The organism is Gordonia sp. SGD-V-85 (genome assembly GCF_001456905.1).
Classification (GTDB): Bacteria; Actinomycetota; Actinomycetes; order Mycobacteriales; family Mycobacteriaceae; genus Gordonia; species Gordonia hongkongensis.
The window spans coordinates 68,995-87,654 of record NZ_LNQO01000017.1 but is presented as its reverse complement, the minus strand read 5'-3'; the positions used below and the strand labels follow the sequence as shown (position 1 = coordinate 87,654).

Annotated in this window: 15 protein-coding genes; 6 read left to right on the top strand and 9 right to left on the bottom strand. The window is 67.5% G+C overall.

The features are described from left to right. The first annotated feature begins 116 nt into the window (after nt 1–116). The 6 genes from glnT to AS181_RS18155 all read left to right on the top strand — a co-directional run bounded on the left by glnT (nt 117) and on the right by AS181_RS18155 (nt 6,777). Nucleotides 117–1,475, top strand: a complete 1,359-nt coding sequence (gene glnT / locus AS181_RS18180; RefSeq protein WP_435084634.1) for a type III glutamate--ammonia ligase — start codon at nt 117–119, stop codon at nt 1,473–1,475. A gap of 63 nt (nt 1,476–1,538) precedes the next feature. After that, nucleotides 1,539–2,435 carry a glutamine amidotransferase gene (locus AS181_RS18175; RefSeq protein WP_058252939.1) on the top strand — a complete coding sequence of 299 codons (897 nt, stop codon included), beginning with the start codon at nt 1,539–1,541 and terminating at the stop codon, nt 2,433–2,435. Beyond that, nucleotides 2,423–3,181 carry a protein glxC gene (locus AS181_RS18170; protein WP_058252938.1) on the top strand — a complete coding sequence of 253 codons (759 nt, stop codon included), beginning with the start codon at nt 2,423–2,425 and terminating at the stop codon, nt 3,179–3,181. The genes AS181_RS18175 and AS181_RS18170 overlap by 13 nt, the downstream gene beginning before the upstream one ends. Nucleotides 3,182–3,516: 335 nt before the next feature. Beyond that, nucleotides 3,517–4,848, top strand: a complete 1,332-nt coding sequence (locus AS181_RS18165) for an FMN-binding glutamate synthase family protein (protein ID WP_058252937.1) — start codon at nt 3,517–3,519, stop codon at nt 4,846–4,848. Next, entirely contained in the window at nt 4,845–6,035 is a 1,191-nt protein-coding gene (locus AS181_RS18160) for an NAD(P)/FAD-dependent oxidoreductase (RefSeq protein ID WP_058252936.1), read from the top strand. The genes AS181_RS18165 and AS181_RS18160 overlap by 4 nt, the downstream gene beginning before the upstream one ends. A 94-nt stretch (nt 6,036–6,129) precedes the next feature. Continuing rightward, nucleotides 6,130–6,777 carry a helix-turn-helix domain-containing protein gene (locus AS181_RS18155; protein ID WP_442902795.1) on the top strand — a complete coding sequence of 216 codons (648 nt, stop codon included), beginning with the start codon at nt 6,130–6,132 and terminating at the stop codon, nt 6,775–6,777. A 9-nt stretch (nt 6,778–6,786) separates the two neighbouring features. Here the strand turns inward: AS181_RS18155 and AS181_RS18150 are convergent, their stop codons facing one another. The 9 genes from AS181_RS18150 to AS181_RS18110 all read right to left on the bottom strand — a co-directional run bounded on the left by AS181_RS18150 (nt 6,787) and on the right by AS181_RS18110 (nt 18,633). Beyond that, nucleotides 6,787–7,473, bottom strand: a complete 687-nt coding sequence (locus AS181_RS18150; protein WP_058252934.1) for an EthD domain-containing protein — start codon at nt 7,471–7,473, stop codon at nt 6,787–6,789. A gap of 395 nt (nt 7,474–7,868) precedes the next feature. Further along, entirely contained in the window at nt 7,869–9,155 is a 1,287-nt protein-coding gene (locus AS181_RS18145; RefSeq protein WP_058252933.1) for an MFS transporter, read from the bottom strand. Between the two features lie 57 nt (nt 9,156–9,212). After that, complete coding sequence (locus AS181_RS18140) at nt 9,213–9,686, bottom strand: MarR family winged helix-turn-helix transcriptional regulator (protein ID WP_058252932.1); 474 nt, start codon at nt 9,684–9,686, stop codon at nt 9,213–9,215. A gap of 91 nt (nt 9,687–9,777) precedes the next feature. After that, a complete protein-coding gene (locus tag AS181_RS18135; protein WP_058252931.1) occupies nt 9,778–10,407 on the bottom strand; it encodes a TetR/AcrR family transcriptional regulator in 630 nt (209 codons plus the stop codon). A gap of 130 nt (nt 10,408–10,537) precedes the next feature. Next, nucleotides 10,538–12,067, bottom strand: coding sequence for an acyl-CoA synthetase (locus AS181_RS18130; protein ID WP_058252930.1), 1,530 nt, complete (start codon nt 12,065–12,067; stop codon nt 10,538–10,540). A 7-nt stretch (nt 12,068–12,074) separates the two neighbouring features. Next, nucleotides 12,075–13,202, bottom strand: coding sequence for a DUF5938 domain-containing protein (locus AS181_RS18125; protein WP_058252929.1), 1,128 nt, complete (start codon nt 13,200–13,202; stop codon nt 12,075–12,077). A gap of 84 nt (nt 13,203–13,286) precedes the next feature. Next, entirely contained in the window at nt 13,287–14,090 is an 804-nt protein-coding gene (locus AS181_RS18120; RefSeq protein ID WP_058252928.1) for an SDR family NAD(P)-dependent oxidoreductase, read from the bottom strand. 260 nt (nt 14,091–14,350) lie between these two features. Further along, nucleotides 14,351–16,444, bottom strand: coding sequence for a PhoX family protein (locus AS181_RS18115; RefSeq protein ID WP_058252927.1), 2,094 nt, complete (start codon nt 16,442–16,444; stop codon nt 14,351–14,353). Between the two features lie 146 nt (nt 16,445–16,590). After that, entirely contained in the window at nt 16,591–18,633 is a 2,043-nt protein-coding gene (locus AS181_RS18110; RefSeq protein WP_058252972.1) for a TPM domain-containing protein, read from the bottom strand. Nucleotides 18,634–18,660 lie beyond the last annotated feature (27 nt).

The window sequence follows — 18,660 nt, the reverse complement described above, 5'->3', positions numbered from 1 at the left end:
CACCGCTCACGGAGTCGAAACAGGGACGAAACATCTACCGGGTCTACTAATAGTAGACAGTGGTTCACGCGAGTGGACATGCGAAACGAAAGCCCTTAGAGTCGACCCCGGAGCACATGATGACAACCACCGAGACGACGACCGGCGAACTCGCCGATCTCTGCGCAACGCACGGCACCAAGTTCATCCTCGCGATGTTCGTCGACCTCCGCGGCAAGCCCTGCGCCAAACTGGTGCCGGTGGAAGCGGTGGACGAATTGGCCACCGAGGGAGTCGGTTTCGCCGGATATGCGGTCGGCGCGATCGGCCAGGAGCCGAAGGATCCCGATCTCATCGCGATTCCCGATGTCCGGTCCTTCCTGCCCATCCCGTTCATCAAGGAGGGGCTCGCGGTCGTCCAGTGTGATCCCCATGTCGAGGGCAAGCCGTGGCCGTTCGCGCCCCGGAACATCCTCAAGGCGCTCATCGCCCAGACCGCAGACGCGGGTTTCGAACCGTGGGTCGGGGCCGAGGTCGAGTACTTCCTCCTGAAACGGGCCGCCGACGGCTCGCTGGTGACCGCCGACGCCGCCGATGACTCCGACCAGCCGTGCTACGACGTCCGCGGTCTCACCCGGATGTACGACCACCTCACCACCGTGTCCACCGCGATGAACCAACTCGGGTGGAGCAACTACGCCAACGACCACGAGGACGGGAACGGCCAGTTCGAGCAGAACTTCGCCTACTCCGACGCGCTCACGACCGCCGACCGCGTCGTCACTCTCCGGTACCTGCTCTCCGCCCTGGCTGCGGAGAAGGGCATGATCGCGACCTTCATGCCGAAACCCTTCGCGGAGCGCACCGGGTCGGGTCTGCACTTCCACTTGTCCCTCACGCAGGCGGGCGACCCGGTGTTCCCGCAGGTCACCGACGACGAGCGAGGACTGGGGTTGTCGGAGACGGCGTACGGGTTCATCGGTGGGATTCTGGAACACGCACCTGCGCTCCAAGCCGTGATCGCACCGACGGTCAACTCCTACAAGCGAACCGGTGCGACGGCGACGCGCTCGGGTGCGTCCTGGGCTCCGCGGCGGGCGACCTACGGCGGCAACGACCGCACCCACTACATCCGGGTGCCCGATGAGCAACGCGTCGAACTCCGTGGCGGTGACGGGTCGGCGAATCCGTACCTGGCCGTCGCCGCGCTGCTCGGTGCGGGACTCGACGGCATCAAGCGGAGTCTGGACCCGGGCGCCGTCGGCAACTGCCCCGGCCACATCGCCGAACTCCCGCTCACCCTCCTGCACGCGGTGGAGGCGCTGGAGGCCGACGGGGTCGTCGCCGGCACGCTCGACGCCGCGCTTCCCGAGGACTGGCCCGCGGACGAGCAGCGGGTCTCGGCATACTTCGCCGGACTCAAACGCGACGAGTTCTTCGACTGGCACGCGGCGGTCACGCCGTGGGAGGTCGACAAGTACCTGACGGCGTTCTGACCGTCCTTCCCCAGAACACACGACCTCTCAACGAGATTCATCGATCGACGTAAGGAACTGATCATGTGCGGAATCGTCGGGCTGCACCTGCGCAACCCTGACCTTCACCCCCGGTTGGGCGAGATGCTCGCCGGGATGCTCGGCGAGATGCAAGACCGTGGCGCGGATTCGGCGGGTATCGCCGTCTACGGCAACCCCACGTGGGCACCGCCCGGACACGGCTGCATCTCCCTCCTCAAACTCGACGTTCTTCCCGACGAGGTGTCCACGACGCTGGGAGCGGCCCTCGGGGTGCCGGTCGCGGCACAGACGATCGACGTGACGCTGGTGGCCTCCGCCCCGGCGCCGGCCGACGAGCTGCTGGCCGCGGCCCGCGCCGCGTATCCGTCGGCCCTTGTCGCCGGTTTCGGTTCCGACCTCACCGTCCTCAAGGGCGTCGGGGCGCCCCGTGACCTGACCGAATCCTGGGGCCTGGCCGCGGCGTCGGGATGGCAGGGCGTCGGGCACACCCGGATGGCGACCGAATCGGCGGTCACCTCCTCGGGTGCACATCCGTTTGCGGTCGGCCCCGAACAGTGCCTGGTCCACAACGGTTCGTTTGCGAATCACGCGACCATCCGGCGTGAACTGCGGGCTGCCGGAGTGGAGTTCGACAGTGAGAACGACACGGAGGTGGGGGCGCGCTTCGTCGCACACCAGCTTGCGGCGGGCAAGGACGTGGAGACAGCGTTGAAAGAGGTCTGCGCGAACTTCGACGGCTTCTACACACTGCTGGTGTCGAATCGCGATTCGTTCGCGGTGGTCCGCGATGCCATCGCATGCAAACCGGCCGTGATCGCCGAGACCGACGACTGGGTGGCGATGGCGAGTGAGTACCGCGCACTGGCCAAACTGCCCGGCGTGGAGAACGCCCGCATCTGGGAGCCCGAGCCGGAGGTCGTCTACGCATGGACTCGATGACCGCCGAGTTTCCCTCCACCCCTCCCGTTCCCGCCTCGAACGACACGGCGAAAGCTGAGACGATGAACCCCAATCACACCTTCGACCTCGCCGAAACCCCGTTGCGCGAGATCAACTCGATGCTGCACGGGGACATCTCCGGCGAGATCGTCATCGACAACCCGGCCGGAGCCCACAGCGTGGCCGCGGGCGTCAACCTCCCGGTGAAGATCACGATCAACGGACACGTCGGCTACTACGCGGCCGGCATGAACCAACAGGCCGAGGTCACCATCGACGGCAACGCCGGTACCGGCGTCGCCGAGAACATGATGAGCGGCAGCGTGATCGTGAAGGGCAACGCTTCCCAGTCGGCCGGCGCCACCGCCCACGGCGGGCTCCTCGTCGTCGAGGGTGACGCCGCGGCACGCTGCGGCATCTCGATGAAGGGCGTCGACATCGTCGTCGGTGGAAACGTCGGCCACAACAGCGCTTTCATGGCGCAGGCGGGCCGCCTGGTGGTCCGCGGGGACGCCGGCGACGGTCTCGGTGACTCGATCTACGAGACCCGGATCTATGTGCGGGGCGAGGTCGCCTCGCTGGGTGCCGATTGCATCGCCAAACCGATGCGCGCCGAGCACCTCGAGGAACTGGCCGGGTTGCTCAAGGCCGCCGGTTTCGGCGACGACGACCCCCGCGACTACACCCGCTACGGCTCCGCCCGCGAGCTCTACCACTTCAAGGTCGACAACACCTCCGCGTACTGAGCCGTCCCTGCCTCCCGAGTGCGAAGGGCCGGCGGCCGAGTCGGCAAACCCTTCGTGACGCTCGCAAGCTCGCTCCTCAGCGGTGACAGCGCCCACCTCTGCTCCCTGAGGTGCGAGGAGCGCAAGCGACGAGCCACGAAGGGTCCTGGCGAGACGAGTTGCGAAGACCCTTCGTGACGCCCCTCCGCAGGCTCCGGGGCTCCTCAGGGAGCAGGGGGACGCCCCTCCGCAAGCTCCGGGCGCTCCTCAGGGAGCAGGGGGGACGCCCCTCCGCAAGCTCCGGGGCTCCTCAGGGAGCTGAGATGCGCCCGACCACACGACGAAAGAGAACCACCATGACCGACAACCTGAGCGTCGAACAGCGCGGCCTGCGCGAGTCGGCCACGTTCGACCGCACCACCATCGCCGCGATCCAGCGCGCGGCCGAGACCGGCATCTACGACATCCGTGGCTGGGGCGCCAAGCGCAAGCTGCCGCACTTCGACGATCTGCTGTTCCTCGGCGCGTCGATGTCCCGCTACCCCCTCGAGGGTTATCGCGAGCGCTGCGACACCGACGTCGTCCTCGGCTCGCGAAATGCGAAGTACCCGTTGCATCTCTCCACCCCGGTGACGATCGCCGGGATGAGCTTCGGCGCGCTGTCGGCCGGGGCGAAGGAAGCGCTGGGGCGCGGGGCCTCGGAGGTCGGTACCTCCACCACCACCGGTGACGGCGGGATGACGCCCGAAGAGCGTGGTCAGTCCAAACATCTCGTCTACCAATACCTTCCGTCGCGATACGGGATGAACCCCGACGACCTGCGCAAGGCCGACGCGATCGAGATCGTGCTCGGCCAGGGTGCCAAACCGGGCGGCGGGGGAATGCTGCTGGGACAGAAGATCTCCGAACGCGTGGCTGGGATGCGGACCCTGCCACAGGGTATCGACCAGCGCAGCGCGTGCCGTCACCCCGACTGGACCGGACCGGACGACCTGGCGATCAAGATCAACGAGTTGCGCGAGATCACCGACTGGGAGAAGCCGATCTATGTGAAGGTCGGCGCCACTCGCACGTATTACGACGTGAAACTCGCGGTGCATTCCGGCGCCGACGTCGTCGTGGTCGACGGCATGCAGGGCGGAACGGCGGCGACCCAGGACGTCTTCATCGAACACGTCGGCATCCCGACCCTCGCCGCCATCCCGCAGGCGGTGCAGGCCCTGCAGGAGTTGGGTGTTCACCGAGAGGTCCAACTCATCGTGTCGGGCGGAATCCGCAACGGCGCCGATGTCGCCAAGGCGATGGCCCTCGGTGCCGACGCCGTCGCCATCGGCACCGCAGCGCTGATCGCGTTGGGCGACAACGATCCCCGATACGCCGCGGAGTACGAGGCGCTGGGATCGGCCGCCGGTTTCTACGACGACTTCCAGGACGGGCGCGATCCCGCGGGCATCAGCACGCAGGACCCGGAACTCTCGGCGCGTTTCGACCCAGTCCTCGGCGGAAAGCGCCTGGCGAACTTCTTGCGCGTGATGACGATGGAGGCCCAGACGATCGCCCGTGCGTGCGGCAAAGCGCACCTGCAGCATCTGGAGCCCGAAGATCTCGTCGCCATCTCGATCGAGGCGTCGGCGATGGCCCGCGTTCCGCTCGCCGGGACGAACTGGATTCCGGGGGCCGGCCTGTGAGCACCGAGACCGCCTCGGTCGTCATCGTCGGTGGCGGCCTCGAGGGCGCGGCGGCCGCCTGGGCCTTGGGACAACGCGGCATCACCGATGTGATCGTCTGCGAGCGGGACACCGTCGGCGGCGGGATGACGGGCAAGTCGTCGGGCATCGTGCGCTGCCACTACGGCGTCGGTTCGCTGGCGGCGATGGCCGCGGTGGGACTCGAGGTCTTCGAGAAGGCGGAGGAGATCTTCGGCTCCGACATCGGATTCCGTCAGACCGGGTATGTCGTCGGCGTCGGCGAGCCCAATGTCGAGAACATGCGGAAGAGCCTCGCGGCGCAACGTGCGGTCGGCGTGCAGACCGAGGAGATCGACGCCGCCGACGTCGCCGCGATGTGGCCGACCGCCGACCTCGAACCCTTCGCAGCCTTCGGTTGGGAAGAGCGCGGTGGGTACGGCGACGCGTATCAGACCGCGCAGGCCTTCGCGGCCTCGGCGCGGGCATCGGGAATCCGAATTCGTCAGGGGACCAACGTCACCGGCCTGATCGTCGACGCCGGCCGGGTGGCGGGAGTCCGGCTCGCGGACGGTTCGACGATCTCCGCAGACACCGTGGTCGTTGCCACCGGTGTCTGGTCCAAACCGTTCCTCGCGCCCTACGGGGTCGACATCCCGATCGAGGTGCACCGCGAACAGATCGTGATGATTCACCCCGGTGAGGACCTCGGCGAGGTGCCGGTCTTCTCCGATCTGGTGTCGCTGCAGTACGTTCGACCGGACGTCCGGGGCGAGATCCTGTTCGGCAACAGCGATCTCGCGGCGCTCGACATAGCGAATCCCGACGACTACCGGAACCGCGCGGACTCGGACTTCATCGACCTCACCGTCGACAAGGTCGGCACCCGGTTCCCCGGGTTCACCGATCCGGCCATCACCACGAGCTACGCCGGGTGCTACGACGTCACACCCGACTGGAATCCGATCATCTCCCGCGGGCCGCTGGACGGGCTCGTCCTGGCGGCCGGGTTCAGCGGCCATGGGTTCAAGATCTCGCCGGCGGTCGGCCGGTTGATCGCCGACCTCGTCGTCGACGGACGCAGCGCGGACCCGCGTATCCCGGAGTCGGACTTCCGGTTCACGCGGTTCGCCGAAGGCGCCCTGCTGACGACGCGCTTCCCGTATGTGGGAGCCGGCGAGATGCGCTGACCGGGGCGCCGGATGATCCGAGGCCGTGGCCGTCGACAGGAGTGGAATCGTGTGTCAACTGTCAGGAAACGTTGTTTCTCACTATGCTGGCGGCGTGACGGACGACCCATTGATCCGGAATCAGTCCGGCACCGCGCGAGAGAGACCTGTCGACCAGTCGGTCGAGGAGCTGGAGCTCGAGACGGCGATCGCGCACAACGTGCGGCGCCTGCGACGTCAGGAGGGACTGTCGGTGGGGGACATGGCCACTCGCGTCGGCATCTCCAAGGCGATGCTGTCGAAGATCGAGAACGCCCAGACCTCGTGCAGTCTCAGCACGCTCGCCCGCCTGGCCAACGGCTTCGATGTGTCGGTCACCTCGCTGTTCCGCGGCGCCGAGATGGAGCGGTCGGCGGTGTTCGTCAAAGCGGGCGAGGGCTCGGAGATCGTGCGCGAGGGGTCCCGGGAGGGTCACGAGTACGAGCTGCTCGGCTCGCTGCGCGGTGAGCACAAACGCCTGGAATGTCTGCTCGTCACCTTGACGGAGAAGTCGGTGACCCAGCCGTTGTTCCAGCATGCGGGAACTGAGTTCCTGTACGTCCTCGAGGGCGTGATGGACTACGCCCACAGTCGCTCGGTGTACCGGATGCACCCGGGCGACTCGCTACAGCTCGACGGCGAGGGCGCGCATGGACCCGTCGAACTCGTCGAGCTGCCGGTGCGCTTCCTGTCGGTGATCGCGTTCCCGGATTCGGCCGTGTGACAACCCGATTCAGGTTCGCGACCGGCTGAGTTCGAAGTCGTAGCGCGAGGTCGGCACCACGTCGAGGTAGCGGTCCGCGCCGAAGCGGGACACACTCTCGAGCATCTGGGTCATCCGACGCTCGAGTTCCTGCTGATCACCGCCGCTTCCGTAGAATGCGTGGATGTCGCTGACCGCCGCCATCGGGAACAGTTCCTCGACGATGGCCGCGACCGGCGGGGTGTCCTCGGTCAACGGTCGTTCGACGATGTTCTGGACGTAACCGAACGTGGCTTGGGTGTCGATGGCGACCTGGGTGTGGTCGTCGAGCCACCGACGAAGCCACTCGGCGTGGTCTAGCTCGTCCGGGCGACGGAGGAAAGCGATATTGGACAGCGCGTCTATCCGCGTCCCGTCGGCGGGCAGGGTCGGATTGAGCGGCGCCCGCGCGGTGACCTCCCAGGCGGCGATCGGTCCGTCGAGCACGTCGTTGATGACAGCGAGTACGGGCCCGGTGTGGGGCGCCCAGAACGAGAGCACGGCGCCGATCGGCGGGTCGAGTTCGTCGATCCGCATGGCCCCGGAGACCGCGTCGTCGCTGAGGTTGACCTGCACGCGCGTTGCCCCCGCTGCCATACAGCGCTCGACGAGATCGTCGGCAGCGGTGCGGCTCGGCCCGTCGCCGCGAATGGCGACGATCACCTTCGTATCCGTCATCCCGCGGACGGTACCGGGGCGTTCCGCGCGCCGGTCGCCGATTCGCAGATCCCCACCTCATCGCTCCCTGAGGAGCGCCCGGAGCTTGCGGAGGGTGCGACCCAACCCCCGCTCCCTGAGGAGCGACCGGAGCTTGCGGAGGGCGCGACCCAACCCCCGCTCCCTGAGGAGCGCCCGGAGCTTGCGGAGGGCGCGTCACGAAGGTTCTGCCGGGCCTCTCGCCAGGACCCTTCGTGACGCTCGCAAGCTCGCTCCTCAGGGAGCGGGTGGTGACGCTCGCAAGCTCGCTCCTCAGGGAGCGGGTGGTGACGCTCGCAAGCTCGCTCCTCAGGGAGAGGGTGGAGACGGTCGCAAGCTCGTTTCGTACGGAGCAGAAAGTCGGATTTGCAGGAGGCTCAGAACTCCTCGGCGCCGATGAGAGCGGCATCGTCGGCGACCTTGTGGTCGTGGGCGACCTTTGCCAGCGACACCGCGCCGAGGGCGACGACGCAGTATCCGGTGGCGAACCACCACGGTGTCGCCTCCGAACCGGTCCACTTCGCGAGGTAGGCGACGAGCACGGCGGCGATCGCGGCGCCCATCCAGCGGAGGAAGCTGAACCCGGCACTCGAGACCGAGCGCGGGGTGTCGCCGCCGACGGCCGACATCGCGACGTCGGTGAAGAGGGTGTTGAGCACGCCCGACGGGAAGCCCGAGAGGATGACGGCCAGGCCGATCAGCCAGATCTGTCCGGTGAACGTGCCGATCCCGGCCAGCACCATGACAAGTCCGTATGTCGAGATGGCAACCATGACACCGGCCTTCTCACCGACGACCCGAGCGAACAGCGGCGCGACGAAGACTCCGGCGACCGCGGTGAGCAGACCCCAGCCGAAGAAGACGAGTCCGGCGTAGATGGGTCGCAGGCCCATCGCGATCGGCGCCCAGGCGATCACGGTGAAGAGGGCGCCTGTGTAGAAGGCGGAACCGACGGACGTGACGAACAGGGTGCGGTTGCGCAGGACCTTGATCGGGTCGACGATCCGGACCCGCACTCGTTCGGACCGGGGGCCGTCGGCGGGAAGCATGAACGCGCACAGGATGGCTCCGGCCAGCATCAGCAGGGCGGTACCGGCAAACGGTGCGCGCCAGGTCCATTCACCGAGCGTCGCGCCCAGGAGCGGTCCGACGGCCAGTCCGATGCCCAGGGCGGCCTCGTACATCATGATGGCGCTGTTGCGGTTGCCGACCGCCGATTGGACGATGAAAGCCAGTGCGGTGGCGAGGAACAGTGCGTTGCCGAGACCCCAGATCACCCGGTAGGCGATGAGCTGGTCGATGTTGTCGGCGAAGGCCGAGACGCCGGCGGCGACGACGATGAGTCCCAGCCCGACGGTGAGTGTGCGTCGCGGCCCGAAACGGTATGCGGCCCAACCGGTCAGCAGCATCGCGACGCACTGGACGCCGACGTAGACACCGAACAGGAGCGTGAGCTTCTCCGGTGGGGCGTTCAGCGCTTCGGCGATGCTGTGCAGGATCGGATCGACGAGGCCGATGCCCATGAAGGCGATGACGGCGGCGAAGGCGGTGATCCACACCGCGCGCGGCTGGGCGCGCAGAGAGGCGAGCATCGACGGTTCGGTTGCGGGGGTGTCGCGCGCAACCGCGGCGGTGTCGCCCGGGGTGTGTTCGGTGACGGTCATTGATTCCTCTGCCAGATCAGGCGGACGGCCGGCGGTGTCGAACCGTGACCGGGCCGCTCACGCACTCGCCGGGCGGGCGGGGTGCGATACCGGGTGATTGTCCAGCTGGTCGCGCAGGGCCTGCAGGGCCGGTCCGGCCGCGGCGATGGCTTCGCGCTGCTGATCGTCGAGTGCGGCGAGCGCACCGGTCAGGATGACGTCCCGCTCCTCGCGGATCTGCCGCACGAGGGTGCGCCCGTGGTCGGTGAGGCCGACGAGCACGGCTCGGCGGTCGTCTGGATCAGGTCTGCGTTCGACCAGGTCGTGCTTGGTGAGTCCGTCGATCACCGACGTCGCTGTCGGCATGCGGATGGATTCGCGGGTGGCGAATTCACCCATCCGCATCGGCCCGTGATCGGCGAGGACGCTCAGGGCGGAGGTCTGCGCCGCGGTCAGCTCGACCGACGGTGCGCGACGACGAAGGGCCAGGTAGAGCCTGGTGATCGTCGGCCGCAGGGTCTGGGCGAGCTGGGCGGGGTCGGAAGCGGACACGTTTAGAGAGTCTAATACTTAGGGATTCGAAGTATTAGGGCGGAAGGCTGTGACGCTGCGCACGCATCTGCGACTCGACTCGTTCAGACGGTCAGTGGTGCCCCACGACTCCGAAGAAGGCGATCAGGTCCTCGCGGGCGGTCGCGACGCCGTCGGGCCGGCCGTCGATCTCGCTGAGCAGTCCGCGCTGGAAGATGCCGTCGAGCGCGATGTAGGCGACCGCCGGTGTCACCGCGGGCTGCGTCCCCGACAACTCGCAGAATCTCTCCACCACACGCCAGATCATCTCTTCGCGCCGGCGCTCGATCTCGATGACGTCAGCGCGGAAGGAGTCGTCGAACATGCTCTGGTTGCGCAGGTCGTACCAGAGCCGATGAATGGCTGCCTCGGAGTGCATGCCTGCGAAGAAGGTGTCGGCGAACTCGTCGCGTAACTGGTCCGCGGTCACCGCGTGGGCCACGACCTCGTCGTAGCGGGTGACGCAGACGGCCTCGTACTGCCGGACCGCGTGGGCGATGAGGTCGAGCTTGTCGGTGAAGTAGTAGTGCAACACCCCGTGCGAGTACTCGGAGTTCTGCGCGATCTCGCGCAGGCTCGTCCGCGCGTACCCCAGTTCGGCCAGCGTCGTCAGAGTCGCCATGGCCAGCTCGTCGCGCTTGGCCTGGAACTTGTCTCGTGCGCGGGCCTCGATGCGGGCCTGTCGGTCGACGACCTGTGTCATCTCGCGGTCCTTGCCGGGGGATTCCCTTGCTCGGGGAGTGATGGAGTTCGAGACCCGAGTGTACCCACCCGGCCGAGTTCGACGCTTGTCGGCGCCGGCCGGGCGGGCACCGGGTGAGGCCTCGATCCGGTCAGCTGAATGCGCCCCGGACCTCGGTCTTCAGGATCTTGCCGACCTTGGACCGCGGCAGTTCGGTCCAGATCTCGATCTCCTTCGGCGCCTTGACGCTGCCGATCCGTTCCTTGACGAAGGCGATGAGCTCCTCGGTGTCGGCGTCGTGCCCCGCACGCAGTTCGACGGCGGCCGTCACTCGTTCGCCCCATTTGGGATCGGGCAGCCCGATGACGGCCGAGTCCTTCACCGCCGGATGGGCCAGCAACGCCTGTTCCACCTCGGCCGAGTACACGTTGAACCCGCCGGTGATGATCATGTCCTTGGCGCGGTCGACGACGAAGAGGTAGCCGTCGTCGTCGAGGTAGCCGATGTCGCCGGTGTGATGCCAGCCGTACGCGCTCACTTCGGCCGTGGCCGTGGGGTTCTCGTGATACCCGTCCATCACGAGCGGTCCCCGGACGACGATCTCCCCGCGCTCGCCACGACTCAGCAGCGACCCGTCCTCGGCCATGATCGCGACCGTGGTCAGCGGTGTCGGCCGACCGGCCGATCCGAACCGCTCGGTGGCCATCGACCCGTCGTCGTGGAAGTGCTCGGCGGGCGCGAGGGTGGCGATCATGTTCGGCGCCTCCGTCTGCCCGAACAACTGGCCGAGCACCGGGCCGATGCGCGTCAGTGCTTCTTCCAGCCGCGTGGGCGACATCGGCGCGGCGCCGTACCAGAGGCACCGCAGCGAGCTCAGATTTCGACTGTCGAGGTCGGGATGGTCGAGCACCCCGTAGATCACCGTCGGCGGGAGGAACGCGTGGGTGATGCGATGCCGCTCGATCAGTGCCAGGAACTCGCCGATGTCAGGTGCCGGCATGATCACGACCTCGCCACCGAGGCTGAGGATCGGGAACGTCAGCACCCCCGCCGAATGGGTCAGCGGGGCGAGCGCCAGATACCGGGGGCGCTCACCGAACGGGTAGCTCATCAACGCCAGTGCTGTCGAGGTCATCATGTTGTCCTCGGTGAGTCGCACCCCCTTCGGTCGGCCGGTCGTCCCGCCGGTACCGGCGAGCATGCACACACCGCCATCTGGTCGTCGGCGTTCGTCCGGCTCGGCCCGATGTTCGTCGAGCCAGCCGTCGAACGGCGTCGCCCAGTCGACGTCGCCGTCCAGACAGATCAACCGGTCCAGTTGCGGGAGCCGATCTTTGATCTTCTCGATCAGGCCGGCGAACTTCGCCTGGAAGAACAGCAGCCGGCACCCGAAGAGATCGAACAGCTGTCGGTTCTCCTCGGCCTCGTTACGCGGATTGACCGGGCACCACACGGCACCCGCACGCGAGATGCCGAAGACGCATGTCAGGGCCAGCGGATCGTTGGCCGACAGGACGGCGACCCGGTCGCCGGCCTCGATCCCGTTGTGCTGCAACGCGCCCGCGATGGCGGTGGACCGATCCTGGACCTCGCCGTAGGTCGAGGTGACCCCGCCGGCGGTGAGGCACGGCGCGTCGCGCCCCAGCGAGGCGCCCTTGTCGAGGTACTCCGAGAGTCGCATGTCGTCCTCAGCGGTGCACGGTGACGATCGGGTCCAGGACGAGACCGAAAGCGCGAAGGGTGCCGAGCAATTCGCGATGGCCGAACGCCTGGCAGCTCGAGACGAAGCCGACACGGCGGGGGCGGGCCTGGAGCAGTTCGTTCGCGGCGTGCGCGTTGAGCAGGGCGGTCTGCTTGTAGTTGGAGTTGCCGTGGATCACGCAGTGCGCGCGGCCGAGCGGACCGGAGGCGTAGACCGAGTCCAGCGAGGTGTTCAGGCGCGGGTTCTCACGCGGGGGCATCTCGCTGCGGATGGCGGCCGACTGCTCGTCGATGATCCGGTACTTCTCCTCCTCGGACTTGCCCTCCATCTGTTCGAGCGCGGCGGCCACCAGAACCGGAACGCCCTGCATCAGTGGCCGATTGAAGACGCCGCCGAGTGCCTTGGCGGTGGCCACGCGCGGGTCGTTCTTGAACCACACCGGGTGTGATGTACCGCCCCAGGGCAGAGCGAGACCGAGGTCGTGCTGACCGGGCACGCTGACCGTGTACAGACCCGCGTCCGCCGGCCATTCGACGTACTCGTTCTCCTCGAGGTAGTACGCCTTCGCGAATGCGGCATTGGTGAGGATCGTGTTGGTCGACGCGACGGTCGGGTGGCCCTTCCAGAACACCTGGATGTCGAGGGTGTCCAGTCCGGGGTTCTCCAGGCAGATGTTCGCGGCGATCTCGCCGATCGAGTACATCTGCGCCAGGCCCGGCGTCAAGACCAGTTCGCGAGAAGCGAATTCGGCTCCGTACTGTGCCTCGGCATCGATCATCCAGTTCTGTTCACCGTTGGTGTCGGTGTAGTGGGCCCCGATCTCCAGGCACGCCTGGACGACCTCGTGGCCGTAGCGGGCGAACGGCCCGACCGTGTTCAATACGACGTCGGCGCCGCGGAAGGCCTCGGTCAGCGCCTCGACCGTGTGCTCGACCTCGACGATGTCGTACGCGACCGTGTCGATGCCCGGCACCGCCTCGACGGCGCTCTTCAGCCGGGAGTGGTCGCGGCCCGCCGCCAGGAACGGGATGTTGTACTCGCGCAGATATTCACAGATCAGCCGACCGGTGTAACCGGACGCTCCGTAGACGACGACGCGCTTGTCAGTGGGCATGGTGGGACTCCTCGGGTCTGGGACGGTTGTGTGGTGCGGATGGATCGTGGAAAGTGTTGTGGCGAGCGGGGTTCGATGAGCTTGCTACATCCCCATCCCGCCGTCGACCGGCAGGCCGGCGCCGGTGATGAACTTCGCGGCGTCGGAGACGAGGAAGACCACGGCGTCGGCCATGTCGTCGACCTGTCCGAGTCGGCCCAGGGGTGTCAGCTCCGCGACTGCCTGGGCAGCCGCCTCCGGGGACTCGAACAGCCCCAGGGCCGCGGTCTCGACGGCAAGCTTGTTGCCCATCGCGGTCGGGGTGAGTGCGGGATAGATCGAGTTGACGCGCACTCCGTAGCCGAGCTTGCCGGACTCGGCGGCCGCCACCCGGGTGAGGCGGTCGATACCCGACTTCGTCGCGGAGTAGACGCTGATGCCGGGGAAAGCGATTGTCGCAGCGACGGATGCGATGTTCACGACGGCTCCGCCCTTGCCCGCGATGCCGCCGGGACGCATCGCGCGGAACGCGTGCTTGATGCCGAGGGCAGTACCGAGCACGTTGACGTCCAGCATCTTCGACGCCTCGCCGGCGTCGAGATCGACCAGGAGGTTCGTCACCTCGATGCCGGCGTTGTTCACGACGATGTCGAGCCCGCCCAGCGACTCGACGGTCGACGCCACGGCCGACTCCCAGGCCGCGTCGTCGGTCACGTCGAGCGCGACGAACTCGGCCTTCGCGCCTTGTGCCCGAAGCGTTTCGACCGTCTGCCGACCGCCGTCGGAGTTCACGTCGCCGATCGCGACGGACGCACCCGCTGCGGCGAGCGCCTCGGCCATCCCGGCACCGAGGCCCTGCGCGCCACCGGTGACCAGTGCCGTCCGCCCGGTCAGGTCATAACTCGTCATCGTTCCACCTCCGTGAGACCGCCTCGGCCGAGGCGGAGAAGCAAGACACAGTCGAGGTGACATGTGCTGCACGCCACACTAAGCCCCGGTCTTGACACTCGTCAAGAAAAAGCTTGACGACTGTCACGATGGGGTGCGGTCCACGAAAGATCCAGTTCAACGACTCGGTACCGCGGGACAGTCCTGGTGGGAGATGCAGAACACCCCCGAGCCGGGCCGCAGCGCCGGGACTCGAGGGTGCTCAGGATGCAGGGGTGTGGTCAGACGCCGATCTCGCCTCCGTTGTCCCGCCACACGGCGACGACGGACGGCCGGGGTTGGGACTGTCCGCCGTCCGGCCAGTGCGACGCCGGGTTGTCCGCGGAGTGGTCGTCGAGTTCGCCGGGGTGCTGAACCGCGATCAGGACACGATTGGAGTCGATGATCGGACCGCAGGTCTCGCCACCCTTGGGCACGGTCAGGAACTGCTTGGTCTCCCCGCGTCGATCGCCGTCGAGGGCGACCGCGAACAACCCGTCGTTGCTGTCGAGTGCGTTGCCGTCCGTGGAGATCCACAGATTGCCATGGGGGTCGAATGCGACGTTGTCGGGGCAGGAGATCGGACTGACCTTGGTCTTGTCGAACCCGCCGTAGTAGGTGTCGGCAGCAGCCGGGTCGCCGCACACCAGAAGGAGTTCCCAGGTGAACTCGGTGCCGGTGTGATCGTCGGTCATCTCCAGAACCTGACCGTTCTTGTTCTCGTTGCGGGGGTTCACCGCATCGGCAGGCGCCTCACCATCGGTGCCGCGATCGTCGTTGTTCGTCAGCGCGCAGTAGACCTTGCCGGACTTCGGATTCGGTTCGATGTCCTCGGGCCGGTCCATCTTGGTCGCGCCGACGGCGTCGGCGGCCTGGCGGGTGAACACCGCGACCTCGGCAGGGGTCATTCCGGGGATGTACGAGCGTGCCGAACCGTCGGCATTGACCGTCAGCAGCGGCTTCCAGGAGCCCTTGCCGGCGAATTTCCCTGAGGCGGGCGGGGTTCCGGTGCCGTCCACCGGGTCGGGGGAGTCTCCGGTGAAGGTGGCGACGTAGAGCGTGCCTTCGTCGAGGATGCCCATGTTGTGGTCGCGGGCCGTCTTCGACAGGCCGGACTTCATCTTGCGGCTGGAGACGAACTTGTAGATGTACTCGAACCTCTCGTCGTCACCGCTGTAGGCGACGACGGTGTCCTTGTCCGGCCCGCTCCCGACCACGTAGATGTTAGCCGATTCGTGCTTGAACCGGCCCATCGAACTGTGCTTCACCGGAACGGAATTCGGGTCGTGCGGATCCACCTCGACGATGTAACCGAAGCGATTCCCCTCGTTCGGCTCGACGGCCAGGTCGAAACGCTTGTCGAACCGTCCCCAGTAGTGCTCGTCGCCGTCGTCCTCGAAGGAGTAGCGCTCGAGCCGCTCCTTGGCCTTGGCATCGGTGACGGTGCTCGGGTTCGCGAAGTAGTTGTTGAAGTTCTCTTCCCCGGAGAGCATCGTGCCCCACGGGGTGAGACCTCCGGAACAGTTGGCGAAGGTGCCCAGGACAGTGGTGCCCGCCGGGTCTGCGGCCGTCTTGACGAACTCGCTGCCCGCGGCCGGACCGGTGAGGCGGAAGGGGCTCGAGGCAGTCAGACGTCGGTTTCGAGGGCCCACAACGGTTTTGAGAGCTCCGCTGCCGGATTGCGCGGTGACCTCGACGACTGCGATGCCGACCGACGCCATGGCGATGCGGGCCTGCTGCTCGGTGGGTTCGCCTTCCTTGTAACCGGCGAACATGAAGGGCTCGGTCGGATACTCCAGGTTGGCGACCAGGTAGTGGTGATCGGCCACGCCGTCGACCGGGATCAGGCCGGCGAAGTCGTTGTTGAAGCCGAACTGCCCGGCCTGCGCCTCGGGCGTCTGATTGGCGAAGTCGAACTCAGGAGCGCCGGGCAGGATCGGGTCGCCCCACCTGATCACCACCTCCTGGCGGTACCCGTCCGGGATCACCACGGCATCCTCGGTGTTCGGCGTGACGGCGGCGAAGTTCATGCCCGGCATCGCATCTCCGGATGCCGCACCGCTCGACGGCGAGGCCGACTCCGACGACCCGGAATCACCGCACGCCGCGAGGAGCGAGGTCGCACCGACGGCCACCGCTGCACCGGCCGAGGTCTTGAGAACGCTTCGACGCGAGACCGCGGTGCGGACGACGTCCCGGAAGTAGTTGTTGTCGCTGGTGTTCCCGGGATCGTGGCGGCACGCGTCGCCGCACTTGTAGCGGCAGGTCACGTAGGCGCGGGACGAACGCCCGGCATCCTCACCGGTGGACATGAACAGCTGCAACGGAATACGCACACGGGCTCCTCTGAAAACATGGTCGCGCCACGGGGCCGGCGCACGACGAGGAGCACGTTAGGAGGATGAAACGAACCGATGGCTACCCGAGCGTTAACGGCAGCCCAACACCCCTGTTGGTTCCACGTGGAACATCACGTTCGACCTCAAAAGCGCCCGCCGGTTCCGATCCGGCCCGACGATCCGGAACCGCCGAAGGAGCCGGGGCTGCGTCCGCCGCTTCCGAAGCCGCCCCCGCCGAAGCCGCCGCCACCGAAGCCCCCGCCGAATCCACCTCCGCGTCCTGCGACGGTGCCGCGTAGGAAACTGTCGACGAGGATTCCGCCGAGGACCGCACCGGCGGTGGACGAGCCGCCCGGATGTCGCTGTTGCGACTGCCAGTCGACGACGTCGGTCTGAGCGGCCATGAGCGCCTGGTCGGCCAGGGAACCGGCGCGACGTGCGGTCGCGGTCGCCACCGGTGCATCGGTGGCAGCGGCGTCCGTCGCGGACTGCAGAAGCCGCTGCGCCTCCGCCAGTCGGGTACGTGCCGTGGACTGCACGGCCCCCCGCCGGGTGCCGATGAAGTCGGCGGCCGCTGTCACCTTGGCCTCCGCCGATTCGAGTGCCGCGGTGAGGACCTGTGCCCGACGGATGCGCTCGGCAGCGGCGTCCCGCGCCGCGGCGAGTGCGTCGTCGAGATCGGCATCGGCGTCGACGAGCGCCGTGAAGGTACCCAGCGGATCGGCGTCGAAGTTGCTGCGGGCATTCGCGACCGCGGCGCTCGCGACCTCGATCACGGTCGCCAGCGAGGTCCCGCCGGTCTGTGCCAGGGCGTTGGCCTCGGCCAGTTCGTCGTCCACCTCGGCGATGAGCGCCGGCATCCGCGAGCGGGCGACGGCGATGTTCGCGTCTGCATGATCGATGGCGTCGAGCAGCGTGGTCGCCTGCTCGATCGATCCCTCGGCCGACCTGATCGCAGCGACGGCCGGTCCCTGCTGACCCACCGGTGCCGCGATGGCGGCGCGCCCCTGATCCGCGGTCGCCTCGGCGAAGTCGATCTGGGCTCGGGCGAGATCGACATTGTCGAGGATGGAGGTCAACGTGGCCTCGCCGTGCTTGCCGATGAGCTCGGTCAGCTGCTGCGACGCCGTCTCCAGACGGGCACGCAGACCGATGAGTTGCTGGGTGATGGAGTCGAATCGCGAGTCCGCATTGATGAGGAGGTTGCGCATCGCGTCGAAGTTCTCGACGTGGTCGTCCAGTGTGCTGTCGATCTCGGTGCAGGTGGTGATGATCTGGACGAGCATCGAGCGTCGTTCGTCGTCGGTCTCGGGAACGTTGTCATCGAGACGCTGGCGCAGCGCGAACGCCCGTCCGAGCGCCTGCTCGGCGTGCCGCACGGTGTCGGTGAACGGAGCCGTCTCGGCCTCACCGAACTCGCCGACCGCCAACTGGAGCTCTTCCTTGCTGGTGCGGATGGCGTTGTCGAGGTCCGTGAGCACCTCACGCGACCACGGGTCGAGCACCTCGACGGGTTGCGCGGCCAACTGGTCGACGGTCAGTTCCTGCTCGCGCAGGGACTCGACGCTGTCGTCGATACGACGCTGCCTGCGGCGTCGGGAGTAGAGGTACGCGCCGCCGCCGCCGAGGACGGCCACGCCGCCGACGACGCCGGCTGCGATCAGGCCGGTGTGGTTCGGATCGAGTGCGCCGGACAGCCCGTTGACCGCCGCCAGGCCCGCACCTGCCCAGTTCGCCTCACGCAATTGCGGGACGACGTCGTCGTTCGCGACTTCTTCGAGTGTCGATTGATCGAGGCCGCCCACGCTGTCGGGTGCGAAGAACCGATACGCCCGGTCCTCGGTGGCGACGGCGAGCAGGGCGTCATGGTCACCCAGCTCGCTGGCGGCGGCGGTGCGATCCGCCCATTCCTCGCTGGTCAGACCGTCGAAATCGCGGACGTACACGATCCACATCTGGACCGCGTGGGCGTTGTAGAGCGAATCGATGGCCGTCTCGAGTTCGGTGCGCTGCGCCGGGGAGATCGCGTCGGCGGAGTCGACGACGTAGTTCGGCAGCCGGGTGGGCGGCTCCGCCGACGCCGCGCCGGGGAATGCCAGGGCCATGAGGACGCCCAGCAGTCCCGTCAGCGCGACCGCCGAAGCCGCGCGTGTCAGCAGTTCCCGAAGTGCCGGCACTCGATGCATGATCACAAACCTAGCCGTGCGGGCGTG

Coding starts and splice junctions, on each gene's coding strand:
- AS181_RS18175 (WP_058252939.1), top strand. CDS start 1,539: ATGTGCGGAATCGTCGGGCTGCACCTGCGCAACCCTGACCTTCACCCC.
- AS181_RS18130 (WP_058252930.1), bottom strand. CDS start 12,067: ATGCGACTCTCGGAGTACCTCGACAAGGGCGCCTCGCTGGGGCGCGAC.
- AS181_RS18120 (WP_058252928.1), bottom strand. CDS start 14,090: ATGACGAGTTATGACCTGACCGGGCGGACGGCACTGGTCACCGGTGGC.
- AS181_RS18110 (WP_058252972.1), bottom strand. CDS start 18,633: ATGCATCGAGTGCCGGCACTTCGGGAACTGCTGACACGCGCGGCTTCG.
- AS181_RS18125 (WP_058252929.1), bottom strand. CDS start 13,202: ATGCCCACTGACAAGCGCGTCGTCGTCTACGGAGCGTCCGGTTACACC.
- AS181_RS18170 (WP_058252938.1), top strand. CDS start 2,423: ATGGACTCGATGACCGCCGAGTTTCCCTCCACCCCTCCCGTTCCCGCC.
- AS181_RS18135 (WP_058252931.1), bottom strand. CDS start 10,407: ATGACACAGGTCGTCGACCGACAGGCCCGCATCGAGGCCCGCGCACGA.
- AS181_RS18150 (WP_058252934.1), bottom strand. CDS start 7,473: ATGACGGATACGAAGGTGATCGTCGCCATTCGCGGCGACGGGCCGAGC.
- AS181_RS18145 (WP_058252933.1), bottom strand. CDS start 9,155: ATGACCGTCACCGAACACACCCCGGGCGACACCGCCGCGGTTGCGCGC.
- glnT (WP_435084634.1), top strand. CDS start 117: ATGATGACAACCACCGAGACGACGACCGGCGAACTCGCCGATCTCTGC.
- AS181_RS18165 (WP_058252937.1), top strand. CDS start 3,517: ATGACCGACAACCTGAGCGTCGAACAGCGCGGCCTGCGCGAGTCGGCC.